Here is a 15837-nt window from a genome sequence, read left to right as displayed (position 1 = left end):
TTCGGTCGTCGTTCTCAGAGGAACGTGGCGCGGTGGGCCTTGATGGCCGCGACGTACGCCTTCGTGTCCTTGTACATGCCGTACTTGTCCACCGAGTACTGGCCCTGGTAGTAACCGGCGATCGCGTAGTCCATGTTCCTGCTGGTCTGCAGCAGGGAGCGGATGATCGCGATGCCGGCCGTCGCGTTGTCGTAGGGATCCAGCAGGTTCAGCTTGCGGCCCACCAGCTGGGAGGCCCACTCGCCGGAGCTCGGGATCACCTGCATGGTCCCGATGGCATTGGCCGGTGAGACCGCGCGCTGATTGAAGCCCGACTCCTGGTAGGCGAAGGCCATGGCCAGGGCAGGCTCGACTCCCATGCGACGGGCCGTGTCAGCCACGATCTGCTTCATCTCCGCGCGGGTGGGCACGGGTGCGGCATTGAGGAGAGCCTTGTTGCGGTTGGCTGAATCGACCACGGCCTTCGGGTACGTGTAGCCGAGGAAGGAGTCCGGGACCAGGCCTCCCGGCGCCTCGGATCCGCCGCTCTGCGCGGCGCCGGGGATCGCCAGCCGCTGGCCGGGGTAGATGATCGAGCTGATCTTCAGCTTGTTGGCGTCGAGCAGCGAACCCAGGGAGACATTGTGGCGGGCGGCGATGGCGCCCAGCGTGTCCCCGGCCTTGATGAGGTAGCCGCCGGCGGTGCTGGGGGCACTCGGCGCGGTGGGCGTCGTGGTGCCGCTGGACTGAGGGACCACAGCGCCCGGGGCGGAGACCTTGACCTTCTGGCCGGGGTAGATGATCGAGGTCATCTGGAGCCCGTTCCAGGACAGGAGGGAGCCCAGACTCACCCCGTGGCGCATCGCGATGGCGCCCAGCGTGTCGCCGGACTTCACCGTGTAGACGGAGCCGCCTTGCTGCGGTGCGGCCGGGCTGGTGGCGGGGGCGCTGGTGGACGGCGCCGCCTTGAGGCGGATGACCTGTCCGGGGTAGATGATCTGGGTCTCACGCATGCCGTTGAGACGGAGCAGCGCACTCAGGCTGAGTCCATAGCGGCCGGCGATTCCGCTCATGGTGTCTCCGGAGACGATCCGGTAGCTGTCCGGCACGGCCGTGAGGGCGATTCGCATCGCGCTCGGCAGAGCGGTGGCCACCTGAGCGGCGGGGAGAAGGGCGGCGGAGCTGCGGCCGGCGATGGCGGCCTCAAGCCCCTGCGGGAGCCGCTTGACCGTGGGCTGGCTCTGGGGCGCCGGCGCCTGCGCGGGCTGCGCCAGCGCGAAGGACGACACGACGACGGCGGGGATCGCGGCGGTGGCGACGGCGGCAGCGGTTGCCCGCGAACGGTTCTTCGGCGAAGCGTGATTCGTCATTCAGTCTCGTCCTTGGCGTCCGGGGCCCTGCACGGAACGGTGTCCGTGGGGCCTGTGGTGCGTGTGTGAATAGTGATGGCCATGTTGAATCTGTGACCAAAGTGAATCTCTCATGAAATAGGCGCTAGCACAAGAACGGGTGAAATGACTGGCAGTTTCCACGGCGTGTCATACCGGTGACCGGCGGATGGTCCATGCTACGGGCTAGGTGCGGTGTGGTGGGACGTGGCACCCTTGGAGGGTGAGTGAAATTGAAGCCCTGGTGGGCGAATGGCTTCCGCTTCCGGATGTGGCGGAAGTGCTTGATGTGAAGATCTCCCGGGTCCACGGTCTGCTCGATGAGCGGGTCCTGGTGGCTTTGAAGCTCGGTGAGCGGAAGATCCGCAGTGTTCCGGCCGAATTCGTGCGCGGAGGAGAGGTGCTGGATTCCCTCAAGGGGACCATCGCGGTGCTGACTGATGCGGGATTCAGCGACGAGGAGCTCCTCCTGTGGCTCTTCACGGACGACCCGTCGCTGCCGGGCCGCCCCGTGGACGCGCTGCGGGAGGGCCGGAAGACGGAGATCCGGCGCAGGGCCTCGGCTCTCGCCTGGTGACGACTGTGGCCGGGGCATGCGCCCCGGCCACAGATGTATCCCCGGCCTTCACCGACGGCGGGGAGGACCGGCTCAGGCCTTGCGCCGGACCGCCGCCTCGGCGAGAGTGTGCAGCGCGAGCCGCGGAGCTTCGGCGATGTCCAGCTCGTCGAGGGCCGTGGCACTGGCGGTGCTGAGCGACGAGATCTCCGCCTCGACGGCGCCGAGCGCCCCGGAGACCTGCAGGTCTCCGCGGATCAGTTGCACGTCGTCGTCGCTCATGGAGGCGTGACCCAGCAGCGCTTCGAGATTGCGCACCTGATCCTCCGTGCCCAGTTCGCGGAGGAACGCCACGAGCAACGTCCGTTTGCCTTCGCGCAGATCGTCCCCGGCCGGCTTGCCGGTGGTCGCCGGGTCCCCGAAGACGCCCAGGACGTCATCGCGCAGCTGGAAGGCCTCCCCGAGGGGGAGGGAGAAGCGGGAGAACCGCTCCAGCAGGCCGTCCGGGGCGCCCGCGATGGCCGCACCGAGCGCCAGGGGGTGCTCGGTGGAGTACTTGGCCGACTTGAAGCGCAGGACCGTCCGGGCCCGGCCCGCAGCGCCCGCCACCGTCCGCAACGGGCCGGCGACCTCTTCCAGGATGTCGAGATACTGCCCGGCCATCACCTCGGCCCGCATCCGGTTGAAGATCTCCCGTGCCTTGGTGCCGGAGGCCGTGGCCGGGCCGATGGACGCGAACGCCTCCTCGCTGAAGGACAGGCACAGATCGCCCGTCAGGATGCCGGCCGCCTGCCCGAACCGCTCCGGGTCCAGCTGCCAGCCGGATCGCCCGTGGAGGTCCGTGAACGACTGATGCACACTCGGCCGGCCGCGTCGCGTCGCCGAGCGGTCGATGATGTCGTCGTGGATGAGGGCCGCGCCCTGGAAGAGCTCCAGTGCGACCCCGGCCTGGACGGCCTGGTGGGACAGACCGGCGCCGCCGGCCGCCCGGAACCCCCAGTACGCCAGAAGGGCCCGCATCCGTTTCCCGCCGCTGACCAGCGTGCGGATCGAATCCAAGAGCGGCGCCACGTCAGGGGAGATGTCCGACACCAGGTGCTGCTGGCGGTCCAGGAAATCATCCAAGGTGGTGTTGAGCGCCGTGATGAAGGCCGACTGCTCCTCGGCGATGCTCTGCTGCAGGGTGGCGTTCACTTGACGCTGCCAGCCCGGACGGTGGCGCCGATGGTCACGGCCGAACCGCCACCGGCTGCGTCCGCGACGCTCAGGCTGATCGTCTCGTCGCCGTTGCTGCGGACGAACATCCGGGTCAGGACGCCGTCCACGGTGGTGGCCGCGGGTGCGGCGAACCCCTGGGCGGTGAAGCGCTGGGCGTAGAACGCCTCCACGTCCGCCGGCTTGGCAGTCACGGTCGCATTGAAGGCGATGGTGCTGAAGTCACCCTGGGTGGCGAGAGATCTCGTGACAAGGGCCATGCCGGGCATCGTGGGAAGGAGTGCCGTGGGGAATCCGGACGGCAGTGCGGCGGGCTGGGTCGGCGAGGCTGTCGGTGCCGGCGCGGACGACGGCGGCGAGGCCGACGACGGCGCGGTGCTGGGCGCGGAGGAGTCCTGGGGGCCGGGGGAGCAGGCCGTCAGTCCGGCGCCCAGGGTCAGGAGGGCGAGGGCCGCCAGGCCGCGGCCGGACAGGGTGGCGTGCTGTGACAATCGGTGCTCCTTGCTCAGGGACAGGTGGCGCCGGCTCCGGTGGCGCACTTCCATCTTATGGGGCGGTCACGATGGCACCGCCCGTGGATAGCATGGTGAGCATGGAGCGTGAGGAGCTGGAACGCTGGAGGCGGTGCAGCATCCTCCACGTGGACATGGACGCGTTCTTCGTCTCGGTCGAGCAACGGGAGGACCCGTCCCTCCTTGGCCGGCCGGTGATCGTCGGGGTGCCGGCCGAGCGGTCCGTGGTGCTTTCCGCGTCCTACGAGGCCCGGGCGTACGGGGTGCGGTCCGCGATGCCGATGTCCCAGGCCCATGCCCGCTGCCCTCAGGCAGTGGTGGTGCGCCCCCGCCACGAGCTGTACTACCAGGTGTCGTCCGAGCTGATGGAGGTCTTCCGCTCATACACGGACGCCGTGGAACAGCTGAGCGTCGACGAGGCCTTCCTGGACGTCTCGGGCGCCTTGCGACGCCTGGGAAGCCCGGTGGAGATCGCCCGGGACATCAGGGCGACCGTGCGGGCACGGCTGGGTGTCCCGGCTTCCGTCGGTATTGCGGGCACCAAGTTCCTGGCGAAGATCGCCTCCACGCGGTCCAAGCCGGACGGGCTGCTGGTCATCGAGCCGGGGGAGGCCCTGGAGTACCTTCACGCCCTTCCCGTGAACGCACTGTGGGGCGTGGGCGGCAAGTCCCAGCAGCAGCTGGCCCGGCTGGGGATCAGCACGGTGGCGGACGTCGCGGCGACACCGCTCCCCGTGCTGCTCAAGTCCTTTGGTGCGATGGGACGCCACATCCATGACCTCGCCTGGGGGAGGGACCCCAGGAAGGTGACTCCGGAACGTGTGGACAAGAGCATGAGCGCCGAGACGACGTTCAGAGAGGACGTGCGGGACGCGGAATCGCTTCACCGCGCACTGCTTTCGCTGTCCCACCGGGTGGGTCAGCGCCTCCGCAGTTCCGGGATGTCGGCGCAGAGCGTCGCATTGAAACTCCGCTATGCGGACTTCGGCACCATCAACCGGAGCCGGAGACTCGACTTCCCGACCGACTCGGCGGCACGGCTCTATGACATTTCGCGCCATCTGCTGGCGGCCGTCGGGCCGCTGCCGCAGGCCGTGCGGCTGGTAGGCGTCCGGGCGGAACATCTCGAACCGTCGGCCGGTGCCGTGCAGCTGAGTCTGGACCGGACCGAGGAGAACCAGCGGCTGGTGGAGCGGAGTCTGGATGAGGTCCGTGGCAAGTTCGGATCCGCCGGGCTCACCCCGGCGCGGCTCTTGAAACCACCCAGGCCGCCGGGTCAAGATCAAAGCTCCCTGTGAGCGCGCCGGACGGTGGCCGATCCACTTTCACCAGTGGCCGCAGAGGCCTAAAATTATATGGAGAAGGAACTTCCCTCCCAGGGAGATCGTTGGAGGGACAGTGGGGTGCCGGAATCAGCGCCGGCGCCGGAGAAGAGGAGGTCGACATGCCGCTCTCAGAGCATGAACAGAGGCTGCTGGAACAGCTTGAGCGCCAGTTGCATGAAGACGACCCCAAATTCGCCAGCCAGATGGAGCAGGGCGGTGCTCGCCGCTGGTCCACCAAGAGGGTCCTCATCGGTGTGTTCGCCGTGGTGGCGGGAATCCTGGTCCTTCTTCTCGGTGTGACACTGAACAACATCCCGCTGGGCGTACTCGGGTTCCTCGCCATGGGCGCAGGAGTCTACTTCGCAACAGGCAAGGCGAAGGGGCCGGCCCCGAAGGGTTCAGGCAAGGAGCGTTCATCCCGCTCGAAGTCGGGTTTCATGGAGGATCTGGAACAGCGCTGGGAGCAACGCCGCCGGGACGATTCATGACCCGGCGCTGAGACGTACCGCCGCGGCTCGGCCGCGGCCCCTCCGGACGCCTGTCCGGAGTTCCGAGGAGCCTGCTGTCGGCGGGCTCCTTTTTCGTGCCCTGGCGTCCCCTGTGTGCCCTCCACCGTTGCTCCATGGGACTCTCCACTTCCCTCCCTGTGCCGGTCCGGCAGGTGTTTCAGGCGCGTGACTGACGCGTCGGGCCCCGATCCGGGGCCGTCATGCGCGCCGGGGCGGAAAAGTCCCTCCACTTTTCACCACACGCCCGGTTCCCAGTGCTGGCAAGGAATCGTGATTGGCAACACGCTGGATGAAATAGGAGTCCGTGTTGACCGGGGAGCGAAGTGGAGTAGAGTGGAGCCAGCAAGAGGGTAGTGGCGGCGCTAGGGGTAGACGGCGGCTTTCGACTGATCGGCGGTGAGGCGGTGTTCCTTGGAACTCACTCACCACGTCTGGACGAAAAAGGCCGCATCATCCTTCCGGCCAAGTTCCGTGAGGAACTGGCCGATGGGCTGGTCCTGACGAGGGGCCAGGAGCGTTGCATCTACGTCTTCAGTCAGAAGGAATTCGAACGTATTCACGAGCAGATGCGGCAGGCACCGTTGTCCAGCAGGCAGGCCCGCGATTACATGCGCGTCTTTCTGTCTGGGGCCTCTGATGAGGTGCCGGACAAGCAGGGGCGGGTGACCATTCCGCCGGCCCTGAGGGCCTACGCGGGACTCGACCGGGAACTCGCCGTCATCGGTGCAGGGACCAGGGCCGAGATCTGGGACGCCCAGGCTTGGAACGACTACCTCGTGGAGCAGGAGAACTCCTTCTCCGCAACGGATGAAGATGCGATCCCCGGACTCTTCTGACGAAGGGACCGGAACGCATCCTGGATGAGATCTCCAGCCGCCCAAGGCTGCTCGTCCTGGCTCACCTTCCCCGGAGCCAGGCAGACGGCCCGCGGCGCGGATGGGGATCCCGTCACAGGATTCGGCGCATCGGCAGGGCACGAACGCAAGCGGCACCACCACCACGGCAGGAGAGCACATGGCGGAGATGAGCGGGTCCCGGCCCACCTCCGAACGTCACATCCCTGTACTCAAAGAACGTTGTCTGATGCTCCTTGCTCCCGGCTTCGAAGCCGCCAGGGAGCGGGGTGAGCAACCCGTCGTCATCGATGCCACTCTCGGCATGGGCGGTCATTCGGAAGCCATGCTGCAGCGTCACGCGGACCTTCACCTGATCGGCATCGACCGTGATGAGGAGGCGCTGGCCCTGGCCGGAGAACGGCTGAACCCCTTCACGGGACGCACCAGTCTGGTCCACGCCGTCTACGACGAGATCCCCGATGTCCTGGAAGATCTCGGCATCGAGCGTGTCCATGGCGTCCTCATGGACCTCGGCGTCTCCTCCCTCCAGCTCGACGAACGGGACCGGGGCTTCGCCTACTCCTATGACGCCCCGCTGGACATGCGCATGGACACCAGCCGCGGGCAGACCGCGGCCGATGTGGTCAATGACTACGAGGAGCAGGACCTGGTCCGGATCATCCGCTCCTGGGGCGAGGAGAAGTTCGCCGGCCGGATCGCCCGGAGCATCGTGACACGCCGGGAGCAGTCGCCGTTGCGCACCACGGGAGAACTCGTCGACGCCATTCGCGCCGTCGTGCCTGCGGCAGCGGCCCGCACAGGCGGGCACCCGGCCAAGCGGACGTTCCAGGCGCTCCGTATCGAGGTGAACGAGGAACTCGACGTGCTCCAGCGAGCCGTCCCGGCCGCCGTCGACGCTCTGGCCCTCGGGGGCCGTGCCGTCGTCATGTCCTACCACTCGCTGGAGGACAAGATCGTCAAGAAGGTGTTCCAGGCGGCCTCGACATCGTCGGCCCCTCCCGGATTCCCCGTGGAACTCGAGGAGCACAAGGCGGAACTGAAGACCATCACCAAGGGCACCGAACAGCCCACCGAGCAGGAGATCGCGGAAAACCCCCGTGCAGCATCGGCCCGTCTCCGGGCGGCCGAGCGCATCAGGACCAGGAGGACGGCATGAGCTCAGTGAACAACCGCATGACGGCCAGCTCCATCGGCAACACGGCCCGCAAACTGGCGGCGCCCGCCCCTGCCAAGGAGCGCAGACGCACGCCGCTCGTCGTCGTGCCCGCCGCGCCGCGCCGTCGTTCGCTGATGTTCGTGATCTCCTGCTTCACCGTGCTCGCCGCCGCTCTGGTCGGGGTGCTCACCCTGAACATCCAGCTCTCCGAGGGGCAGTACGCGATCGTGAACCTGAAGGCCCAGCAGTCCTCGCTGAGCAAGTCCAACCAGGAACTCACCCAGCAGGTCCAGAACTTCAGCGCTCCCCAGAATCTGGCCGCCAAGGCCGGAGCCCTCGGCATGGTCCCGTCCGCCGGGCAGGGCCAGATCGATCTGGACAATCTGACGGTCACCGGCAAGGCCGTGGCCGCGGTCAAGGACCCGAAGTCCGGCCTGGTTCAGATCGCCGCGCCGGAGATCGCCGGCCAGCTGAGTGTCGTCACGGCCCTTCCCGACCAGCAACCGGGCCAGGCTCAGGCTCCTGAGACGAAGACCAAGCCCGTGGCTCCCGCTGCTCCCGAGGTTCCTAAGGTTCAATTGAACGGAGGCTCCGTCCCTGCACCCGCGCAGAGGACGCCGGGCAACTGAGTGAGACAGGCAGCGGCCTGCAACCCCATGTAGGCCAACGGAAGGCGAGGCGCGGTGAGCACCGGCAGAAACAATCGCAAGGGCGGCGCCACGAGGGTCCGGAAGCGGCTGCGGATCGGCCTGGGCGTCATGCTGACGCTGCTCCTGGTGGTGGGCGGGAAGCTCATCCTGATCCAGGGGTTTGATATCGGAGATCTGGCGGCCAAGGCGGAGAGCCTGCGGGCGAAGACCGTGACCCTGCCCGCGCAGCGCGGCGCCATCGAAGACATCAACGGCAACGTCCTGGCGAACTCGATCATCCGCTACAACGTGGTGATCGACCCCAGCACGAACACTCCGGCGGACACCTTTGAGCGGCGCGACCCCAAGGACCCCACCCGTGTGGTCGAGGTCAGTCGCGATCAGGGGCTCAAGGAACTCGCCGCCCTCCTCAAGCAGGACTTCAACGCCGTCAAGGCGGCGGCCACGGGAACATCGAAGTACAGCCTTCTGGCGAAGGGCGTGAAGCCCGACGTCGCGGATCAGATCACCGCCCTGAACGTCCCCGGCGTGGTCACTCAGGGCACCAGCCAGCGGGTGTACCCGGACGGCTCGGTCGCCGGCGGGATCGTGGGATATCTTCAGGACGGCACCACCGGTGTGGGCGGCATCGAGCAGACCCAGGACAAGCTGCTCCAGGGCACCGACGGCAGCCGGAGCTTCGAGATGGGCGCCGACGGCCTGGTGATCCCTCAGGCTCCGGACAAGGTCACGGCCGCCCAGAACGGGCAGACCGTCCGCCTGACCATCAACCGGGACCTGCAGTACTACGCGCAGCAGGTCATCCAGACCCGGGTGAAGAGCACCGGGGCGGAGTACGGCATCGCCGTCGTCGCCGAGGTCGGCACGGGGAACATCGTGGCCATGGCGGACTCGAACGCGCCGGATCCCAACAACCCGGGCGGCTCTGCGGCGCAAGACCTCGGGGTCCGTGCCGTCCAGGCGGCCGTGGAGCCCGGCTCGGTGGAGAAGACCCTGGTGGCCGCCGCTCTCGTAGAGGAGGGCAAGTCCACGCCCCAGGAGCAGTTCCACATCCCCAACGAGTACACGGTCAACGGTCAGACCTTCGGCGACTCCTTCGACCACCCCGCCTTCAACCGCACCCTCGCCGGCATCCTGGGCTACTCCCTGAACACCGGAACCGTCATGGCCGGACAGCGTTTGACCAAGCAGGAGCGCTACGACTGGCTCAAGAAATTCGGCATCGGCGAGGCGCCGGACATCCCGCTGCCCGGTGTTTCCCAGGGCATTCTGACCACGCCGGACAAGTGGGACGGCCGTCAGGAGTACACGGTGCTCTTCGGCCAGGGTGTGTCCCAGTCGGTGCTGCAGACCGTCATGGCCTACCAGAGCATCGCCAATGACGGCGTCCTGCTCAAGCCCCGACTGATCGACGCCTACATCGGCCCGGACGGCAAGGTGCAGAAGACGCCGGTGACGGAGGTCCGCCGGGTCCTTTCGCCCGAGACCGCCCAGAAGACCAAGGACATGCTGGAGAGCGTCGTGACCGCCGGTGAGTGGAAGGACGCCCAGATCGCGGGCTACCGGGTGGGCGCCAAGACCGGCACCTCGCAGTCACCGTGCGACAACGGGCAGGCGGGCTACTGCGGCTACACCGCCTCGATCGTCGGTATGGCCCCCATGGACGATCCGAAATACGTGGTCGAGGTGCTGATCCAGCGCCCCAAGACGAACATCATGGGCATCGACGGTGCCGATTTGTTCCGCGACATCATGGGCCAGGCCCTGCGCATGAACAACGTGGCCCCCTCCACCGGTGCGCCGGTTCACCTGGACCAGTACGGCCCTGGCGGATCCGACGGCACCCAGAAGTGAACCCCGTGGGCCGGCCTGTCCGGACCACCCCCATTCAGCCAGCAGCAGTCATTTGGAGCAGAGCGTGTCAGAGCAACAACCCAGCAGCGGTGTGACGTCCCCGGACGGGCCGGCGTCGAGGGCGCGGGCCTTCCGGCCCGTGGCCCCACCGGCCGTCGCGCTGGCCGATCTGAGCGCCGTGCTCGGAGCCTCCGTGTCCCGGGGGACCGGTGTGCTGGTGTCCGGCATCAGCAATGACTCGCGGGCCATCCTGCCCGGTGATCTGTACGCGGCACTGCCGGGTGCGCACCGCCACGGCGCGGAGTTCGCCGCCCAGGCCCGCACGGCGGGCGCCGTCGCCGTCCTCACCGACCCGGAAGGTGCCCGCCTCCTCGCCGACGATGATCTCCCCGTGCTGGTGCACCGGGAACCGCGCGCCGTACTCGGCGACCTCGCCGCCCGCATCTACGGCAACGGGCCGGACGACGGTCTTCGCCGCTTCGGCGTCACGGGGACCAACGGCAAGACCACCACGAGCTACTTCATCAACGCCCTGCTGCGCGCCCTCGGCACGGTCCCGGGCCTGATCGGGACCATCGAGATCCTCGCAGGCGATGAGGCCATCCCCAGCGTCCTGACCACCCCCGAGTCCAGCGACGTCCAGGCGCTGATGGCCCGTATGAGGGAACACGGGCTCGGCGCGGTGACCATGGAGGTCTCTTCCCACGCCCTCGAATTCCACCGTGTTGACGGGGTCGTGTTCGACGTCGTGGGCTTCACCAATCTGACTCAGGACCACCTGGACCTGCACGGCGGCATGGAGGAGTACTTCACCGTCAAAGCCCAGCTCTTCACCCCCGGGCGTGCCCGCCGCGGCGTCGTGATCGTGGACGGCGGCTGGGGCGGGCGGTTCGCCCAGGCGAGCGGGATCCCGGTCACGCGGCTGGCTCTGCCCGGCGAACCGGCGGAGGCTGAGTGGCGCGTACAGGACGTCGCGAGCCACGGAGCGCTCGGCTCCGACTTCGTCCTGGCGGGCCCCGCGGGGGAGCGGATCTCGGCCCACGTGCCGCTGCCCGGTGAGTTCAACATCGCGAACGCGGCCCTGGCGATGGTCATGGTGCTGGAATCCGGTGTGAGCCCGGAAGGCCTCGAGGCACTGTTCGCCGAGGGCGAGCCGCTGTCGGTCCAGGTCCCCGGCCGTATGCAGCTGCTCGCCACCGAGCCGCGCGCCATCGTGGACTTCGCTCATAACCCGGATGCGCTGGAACGCGCCCTCGAGGCGGTGCGCGGCCCGGAGGGCGAGGGGCGCGTCATCGTCGTCTTCGGGGCCACGGGGGAGCGCGACGCCGGCAAACGGCCCATCATGGGCGCCACCGCAGTGGCGGGCGCCGACGTCGTCATCGTCACCGACGACGACCCGCACGACGAGGACGCCGCGGCCATCCGGGCCGCCGTGCTCCGCGGGGCCGAGGAGGCCCGGGATTCGGCCCATCCGGACCGCCTGGTGGAGGAGGTCTTCCCCCGCGATGCGGCGATCCGGCGGGCCGTGGAACTGGCGGGTCCGCGGGACACGATCCTGGTGGCGGGCCGGGGGCACGAGGTCTGGCAGGAGGTCAAGGGCGTGAACATCGCGCTCGATGACCGTGAGGAACTCCGCACCGCGCTCACGGCGCGCGGATTCCGTGTTTCGACGAGCAACGACTAGGCTTCCAGACGAGATGATTGACTTCACAGCGGCTGAAATCGCCCAGATCACTGGCGGCGAGCTGGCCGCCAATCCGCATCTTTCCCCGAGCTCCGTGGTCACGGACTCCCGTGAGGCGACAGCGGGTTCCCTGTACGTGGCGAAGGCCGGCGAGCATGCCGACGGGCACGACTTCATCGCCGCCGCCGTCGAGTCCGGCGCCGTCCTCACCCTGGGCGAGCGCCAGATCCTGGACGCCGACGGCCTGCCGTTCCCCAGCGTGATCGTCCCCGACGCGATCCTGGCGATGGGCGCCCTGGCCGCGGCCGCCGTCGAGCGCATCCGTGAAGCCCGGCGTGCGCAGGGCGGTGAGCTGACCGTGGTCGGCATCACCGGATCCGCCGGCAAGACCACCACCAAGGACCTCCTGGCCGGCATCCTCGCCACGCAGGGTCCCACCGTGGCCCCCCAAGGGTCCTACAACGGCGAAGTCGGCGTCCCGCTGACCGTCTTCCAGGCCACCGAGGACACCCGCTATCTCGTGATCGAGATGGGCGCCACCGGGATCGGGCACATCACCTACCTGACCGACATGGTGCGGCCCTCCATCGGGGTGGTCCTGTGCGTGGGAACCGCACACGCCGGCGAATTCGGCGGAGTGGAGAACATCGCCATCGCCAAGGGCGAACTGGCCGAGGCGATCCCGGCCGGCGGCAGGGTCATCCTCAACACCGACGACGCGCGGGTGGCCGCCATGCGGGAACGCGCCACGGCACCCGTGTGGGGATTCAGCGCCGACGGCGACACCGCGGCCGCCATCCGTGCCGAGGACGTGAGCCTGGATGACGCGGGACAGCCGGTCTTCACCCTGGTCTTCCCGGACGGAAGCGCCCACCCCATCGCATCCCGGCTCATCGGGCTGCACCACGTCAACAACCTTCTCGCCGCCGCTGCCGCCGCCTTCGCGGCCGGTGTGGCACCCGAGGCGATCGCGGCCTCCCTGAACGAACAGAAGGCGGCCAGCCGCTGGCGCATGGAACGGACCGAGCGCACTGACGGTGTGACCGTCATCAACGACGCCTACAATGCCAACCCGGAGTCCATGCGGGCCGCGCTGAAGACGCTCGCGCAGCTGGGACGCGAACGCCGCACCTGGGCCGTCCTGGGCGCCATGCTCGAACTGGGTGACGAGTCCATCCGTGAGCACACGGCGGTGGGCACTCAGGTGGTCCGGCTGAACATCGACCAGCTCCTGGTGGTCGGACGGCAGGCCCGCGCCCTGTACATCTCGGCCATCAACGAGGGCTCCTGGGGAAGCGAAGCACTGTTCGCGGAGGACCTGGAAGAGGCCGAGCGGATCCTCGACGAGGGACTGAAGCCCGGCGACCTGGTCCTGTTCAAGTCCTCCAACGGGGTCGGGCTGCGCCATCTGGGCGATCGGATAGCATTACGGGGACGGACACCGTCAGGGGCGTCCGCGTCCCCCTCAGCACACGAAGACACTCACGGTGACGAAGGGAGCGGACGACTGTGATCGCACTGTTGACCGGAGCCGGCATAGCCCTCCTGTTCTCCCTTGTCGGAACACCTGCCTTCATCAAGCTGCTGGTGCGCCGCGGCTATGGCCAGTTCATCCGAGATGACGGTCCCACCTCGCACCACACCAAGCGCGGGACGCCTACCATGGGCGGAGCCGTGTGGGTGGGTTCGGTGGTCCTGGCCTACTTCCTGACGCATCTGCTCATGTGGCTGCTCAACCCGCATGGCGGGGGAGGTCCCACCGCTTCCGGCCTGCTCCTGCTCGGCCTGACCGTCGGCATGGGCCTGGTGGGCTTCCTGGACGACTTCAAGAAGATCTCCAAACAGCAGAGCCTCGGTCTCACGGCCAAGGGCAAACTCATCCTGCAGGGCATCGTGGGCATCAGCTTCGCCCTCTTGGCACTGGCGTTCCCGGATGAGAACGGACTCACGCCGGCGTCCTTCCACATCTCGCTGGTACGGGACATCCCCTGGCTGAACCTGGCGTTCGGCGGGACCGTGGTGGGTGCCGTGCTCTTCGTGATCTGGTCCAACTTCCTGGTCACCGCGGCGTCCAACGGCGTGAACCTCACGGACGGGCTGGACGGCCTCGCCTCGGGTGCGGCCATCATGGTCTTCGGCGCCTACATCCTCATCGGCATCTGGCAGCGCAAGTACGCCTGCTCGATCGTCGGCACGGGCAACGGCACCTGCTACACGGTCCGGGACCCCCTGGATCTGAGCATCCTGGCCGCCATCATGAGTGCCGCCCTGGTCGGCTTCCTGTGGTGGAACACCAAGCCGGCCAAGATCTTCATGGGTGACACGGGCTCTCTGGCGATCGGCGCCGCCGTGGCGGGCTTCGCCATCCTGACGCGCACCGAGCTGCTCCTGGCCGTCATCGGCGGCCTGTTCGTGATCATCTCCCTCTCCGTCATCCTCCAGGTGGGCTACTTCAAGCTCAGCGGCGGCAAACGCATCTTCAAGATGGCACCGCTGCAGCACCACTTCGAGCTTAAAGGCTGGCAGGAGACCACCGTGGTGGTCCGGTTCTGGATCCTGGCCGGGCTCTTCGTCGGGCTGGGTCTGTGCATCTTCTACGCCGAATGGGTGGCCGCACTGTGACTTCACCGAATGAATCCCTGCGCGCGCGGCTGGACTCCCTGCGCTCCTGGGACGCCGACTGGGCGGGACTGCGCGTTGTGGTCACCGGCATCGGCATCTCCGGTTTCGCCGCGGCAGACACCCTGATCGAGCTCGGCGCCCGTGTGGTGGTGGTCGACTCGGCCACCTCGGAGACCGCCGTGGCGCAGGCCGACACCTTGAAGATCGTCGGGGCGGCGGACGTCCTGCTCGGCCCGGACGCCGTGGAACACCTGCCGCTGGTGGACGGGGAGCCTGCGGAACTCGTCGTCACCTCGCCCGGCTGGCGTCCGGACCAGGCGCTCCTGGCCAAGGCCGCGCGCCGTCACGTGGCCGTCTGGGGCGACATCGAACTGGCCTGGCGCCTCAACGTCCGGCAAGGTCGCAAGACCCCCGAATGGCTCACCATCACGGGCACCAACGGCAAGACCACCACGGTGGGCATGACCGCTTCCATCCTTCAGGCCGCCGGCCTGAAGGCGATCGCCGTCGGCAACGTCGGCACGCCCGTGCTGGACGCCCTCCGTGACCCGGTCGAGTACGACGTCTTCGCCGTCGAACTCTCCAGCTTCCAGCTGCACTGGAGCGAATCCCTCTCGCCGCTGGCCAGCGTGTGCCTCAATGTCGCGGAGGACCACGTCGACTGGCACGGCTCCTACCAGGCGTATCTTGCGGACAAGGCGAAGGTCTACACGCACACCAAGGTCGCTGCCATCTACAACGCCGGGCAGCGGGAGACCGAAGCCATGGTGGAGGAGGCCGACGTGGTGGACGGCTGCCGTGCCGTCGCGTTCACCACGGACACGCCCTCGCTGAGCATGCTCGGCGTGGTGGAGGACCTCCTGGTGGACCGTGCGTTCGTTCAGGAGCGCCGGACCTCAGCCCAGGAGTTGGCCACGCTGTCCGATCTGGGCCCCGTCACGGCCCGCCACACGGTGGCGAACGCGCTGGCCGCCGCCGGGCTGGCCCGTGCCTACGGCGTCGCAGCGGAGGCGGTGCAGGAGGGTCTGCGCGCCTACCTGCCCGGCGACCACCGGATCCAGGCAGTGGCCAAGCAGGATGGGATCCTGTGGATCAACGATTCGAAGGCCACCAACCCCCATGCGGCCGACGCGGCCCTGTCCGCGTTCAAGGACGTGGTCTGGATCGCGGGCGGCCTCGCGAAGGGCGTGCAGTACGACGAACTGCTGGCAGCCCACCGGGACCGTCTCAAGGCCGTCGTCCTGATCGGCGCCGAAAGCCGTGAACTGCGGGAGGCGCTGGAGCGCACCCTGCCGGATACGGCGGTGGTGGAGACGCTCCAGGAAGGCTCCCCGGCCGACGACGGCGACGCGGCCATGCGCCGCGCCGTCACCGCGGCGCGGGAAGTGGCCGTCCCGGGCGACACAGTGCTGCTCGCCCCCGCGTCAGCGTCCATGGACCAGTTCGCCTCCTACGCCCACCGCGGCACGGCGTTCATCGACGCCGTCCGCGAGGTGGTCCTGGGACAGGCGGCCGACTCGGAGGGGTAGT

14 protein-coding genes are annotated in these 15837 nt (G+C 68.2%); 11 read left to right on the top strand and 3 right to left on the bottom strand.

The window, feature by feature from the left end:
- Window positions 1-14: 14 nt before the first annotated feature.
- A complete protein-coding gene (locus Q9R02_RS03500; RefSeq protein WP_305995236.1) occupies window positions 15-1349 on the bottom strand; it encodes a lytic transglycosylase domain-containing protein in 1335 nt (444 codons plus the stop codon).
- Window positions 1350-1590: 241 nt separating this feature from the next.
- On the opposite strand from Q9R02_RS03500, the gene Q9R02_RS03495 reads away from it, so the two are divergent.
- The gene (locus Q9R02_RS03495) at window positions 1591-1944 is read left to right on the top strand and encodes an Rv2175c family DNA-binding protein (RefSeq protein WP_305995235.1); all 354 of its coding nucleotides are present in this window, start codon (window positions 1591-1593) and stop codon (window positions 1942-1944) included.
- Window positions 1945-2016: 72 nt separating this feature from the next.
- Here the strand turns inward: Q9R02_RS03495 and Q9R02_RS03490 are convergent, their stop codons facing one another.
- Both Q9R02_RS03490 and Q9R02_RS03485 read right to left on the bottom strand, forming a co-directional pair.
- Window positions 2017-3117 carry a polyprenyl synthetase family protein gene (locus Q9R02_RS03490; RefSeq protein WP_425279204.1) on the bottom strand — a complete coding sequence of 367 codons (1101 nt, stop codon included), beginning with the start codon at window positions 3115-3117 and terminating at the stop codon, window positions 2017-2019.
- A complete protein-coding gene (locus Q9R02_RS03485) occupies window positions 3114-3629 on the bottom strand; it encodes a hypothetical protein (protein ID WP_305995234.1) in 516 nt (171 codons plus the stop codon). The genes Q9R02_RS03490 and Q9R02_RS03485 overlap by 4 nt, the downstream gene beginning before the upstream one ends.
- A gap of 101 nt (window positions 3630-3730) precedes the next feature.
- Between Q9R02_RS03485 and dinB the strand changes: the two genes are divergently transcribed.
- From dinB to murD, 10 genes are all read left to right on the top strand, one after another.
- The gene (gene dinB / locus Q9R02_RS03480; protein WP_425279203.1) at window positions 3731-4948 is read left to right on the top strand and encodes a DNA polymerase IV; all 1218 of its coding nucleotides are present in this window, start codon (window positions 3731-3733) and stop codon (window positions 4946-4948) included.
- A 146-nt stretch (window positions 4949-5094) separates the two neighbouring features.
- On the top strand, window positions 5095-5463 hold the full coding sequence (locus Q9R02_RS03475; protein ID WP_305995233.1) for an SCO2097 family morphological protein: 369 nt from the start codon (window positions 5095-5097) through the stop codon (window positions 5461-5463).
- 425 nt (window positions 5464-5888) lie between these two features.
- On the top strand, window positions 5889-6320 hold the full coding sequence (gene mraZ / locus Q9R02_RS03470; protein WP_305995328.1) for a division/cell wall cluster transcriptional repressor MraZ: 432 nt from the start codon (window positions 5889-5891) through the stop codon (window positions 6318-6320).
- Window positions 6321-6507: 187 nt separating this feature from the next.
- Window positions 6508-7497 (top strand): 16S rRNA (cytosine(1402)-N(4))-methyltransferase RsmH, encoded by a 990-nt coding sequence (gene rsmH / locus Q9R02_RS03465; protein ID WP_425279212.1) that lies wholly within the window; start codon window positions 6508-6510, stop codon window positions 7495-7497.
- The gene (gene ftsL / locus Q9R02_RS03460) at window positions 7494-8126 is read left to right on the top strand and encodes a cell division protein FtsL (protein WP_305995231.1); all 633 of its coding nucleotides are present in this window, start codon (window positions 7494-7496) and stop codon (window positions 8124-8126) included. The genes rsmH and ftsL overlap by 4 nt, the downstream gene beginning before the upstream one ends.
- Before the next feature lie 54 nt (window positions 8127-8180).
- A complete protein-coding gene (locus tag Q9R02_RS03455) occupies window positions 8181-10001 on the top strand; it encodes a peptidoglycan D,D-transpeptidase FtsI family protein (protein WP_305995230.1) in 1821 nt (606 codons plus the stop codon).
- A 64-nt stretch (window positions 10002-10065) separates the two neighbouring features.
- A complete protein-coding gene (locus Q9R02_RS03450) occupies window positions 10066-11685 on the top strand; it encodes a UDP-N-acetylmuramoyl-L-alanyl-D-glutamate--2,6-diaminopimelate ligase (RefSeq protein WP_305995229.1) in 1620 nt (539 codons plus the stop codon).
- Between the two features lie 13 nt (window positions 11686-11698).
- Window positions 11699-13198, top strand: a complete 1500-nt coding sequence (locus Q9R02_RS03445; protein ID WP_305995228.1) for a UDP-N-acetylmuramoyl-tripeptide--D-alanyl-D-alanine ligase — start codon at window positions 11699-11701, stop codon at window positions 13196-13198.
- Window positions 13195-14307: a phospho-N-acetylmuramoyl-pentapeptide-transferase gene (gene mraY / locus Q9R02_RS03440; protein ID WP_305995227.1), complete on the top strand. Its 1113-nt coding sequence runs from the start codon at window positions 13195-13197 to the stop codon at window positions 14305-14307. The genes Q9R02_RS03445 and mraY overlap by 4 nt, the downstream gene beginning before the upstream one ends.
- Window positions 14289-15836 carry a UDP-N-acetylmuramoyl-L-alanine--D-glutamate ligase gene (gene murD / locus Q9R02_RS03435; RefSeq protein WP_425279202.1) on the top strand — a complete coding sequence of 516 codons (1548 nt, stop codon included), beginning with the start codon at window positions 14289-14291 and terminating at the stop codon, window positions 15834-15836. Before mraY ends, murD begins: the two co-directional genes overlap by 19 nt.
- Window position 15837 lies beyond the last annotated feature (1 nt).

This window comes from Arthrobacter horti (assembly GCF_030731045.1).
GTDB classification, from domain to species: Bacteria; Actinomycetota; Actinomycetes; order Actinomycetales; family Micrococcaceae; genus Arthrobacter_E; species Arthrobacter_E nanjingensis.
Note: the sequence above shows the minus strand (reverse complement) of the source record. Positions and strands in the feature narration are given on the sequence as shown.

Coding starts and splice junctions, on each gene's coding strand:
- Q9R02_RS03500 (WP_305995236.1), bottom strand. CDS start 1,349: ATGACGAATCACGCTTCGCCGAAGAACCGTTCGCGGGCAACCGCTGCC.
- dinB (WP_425279203.1), top strand. CDS start 3,731: ATGGAGCGTGAGGAGCTGGAACGCTGGAGGCGGTGCAGCATCCTCCAC.
- Q9R02_RS03475 (WP_305995233.1), top strand. CDS start 5,095: ATGCCGCTCTCAGAGCATGAACAGAGGCTGCTGGAACAGCTTGAGCGC.
- rsmH (WP_425279212.1), top strand. CDS start 6,508: ATGAGCGGGTCCCGGCCCACCTCCGAACGTCACATCCCTGTACTCAAA.
- ftsL (WP_305995231.1), top strand. CDS start 7,494: ATGAGCTCAGTGAACAACCGCATGACGGCCAGCTCCATCGGCAACACG.
- Q9R02_RS03445 (WP_305995228.1), top strand. CDS start 11,699: ATGATTGACTTCACAGCGGCTGAAATCGCCCAGATCACTGGCGGCGAG.
- murD (WP_425279202.1), top strand. CDS start 14,289: ATGGGTGGCCGCACTGTGACTTCACCGAATGAATCCCTGCGCGCGCGG.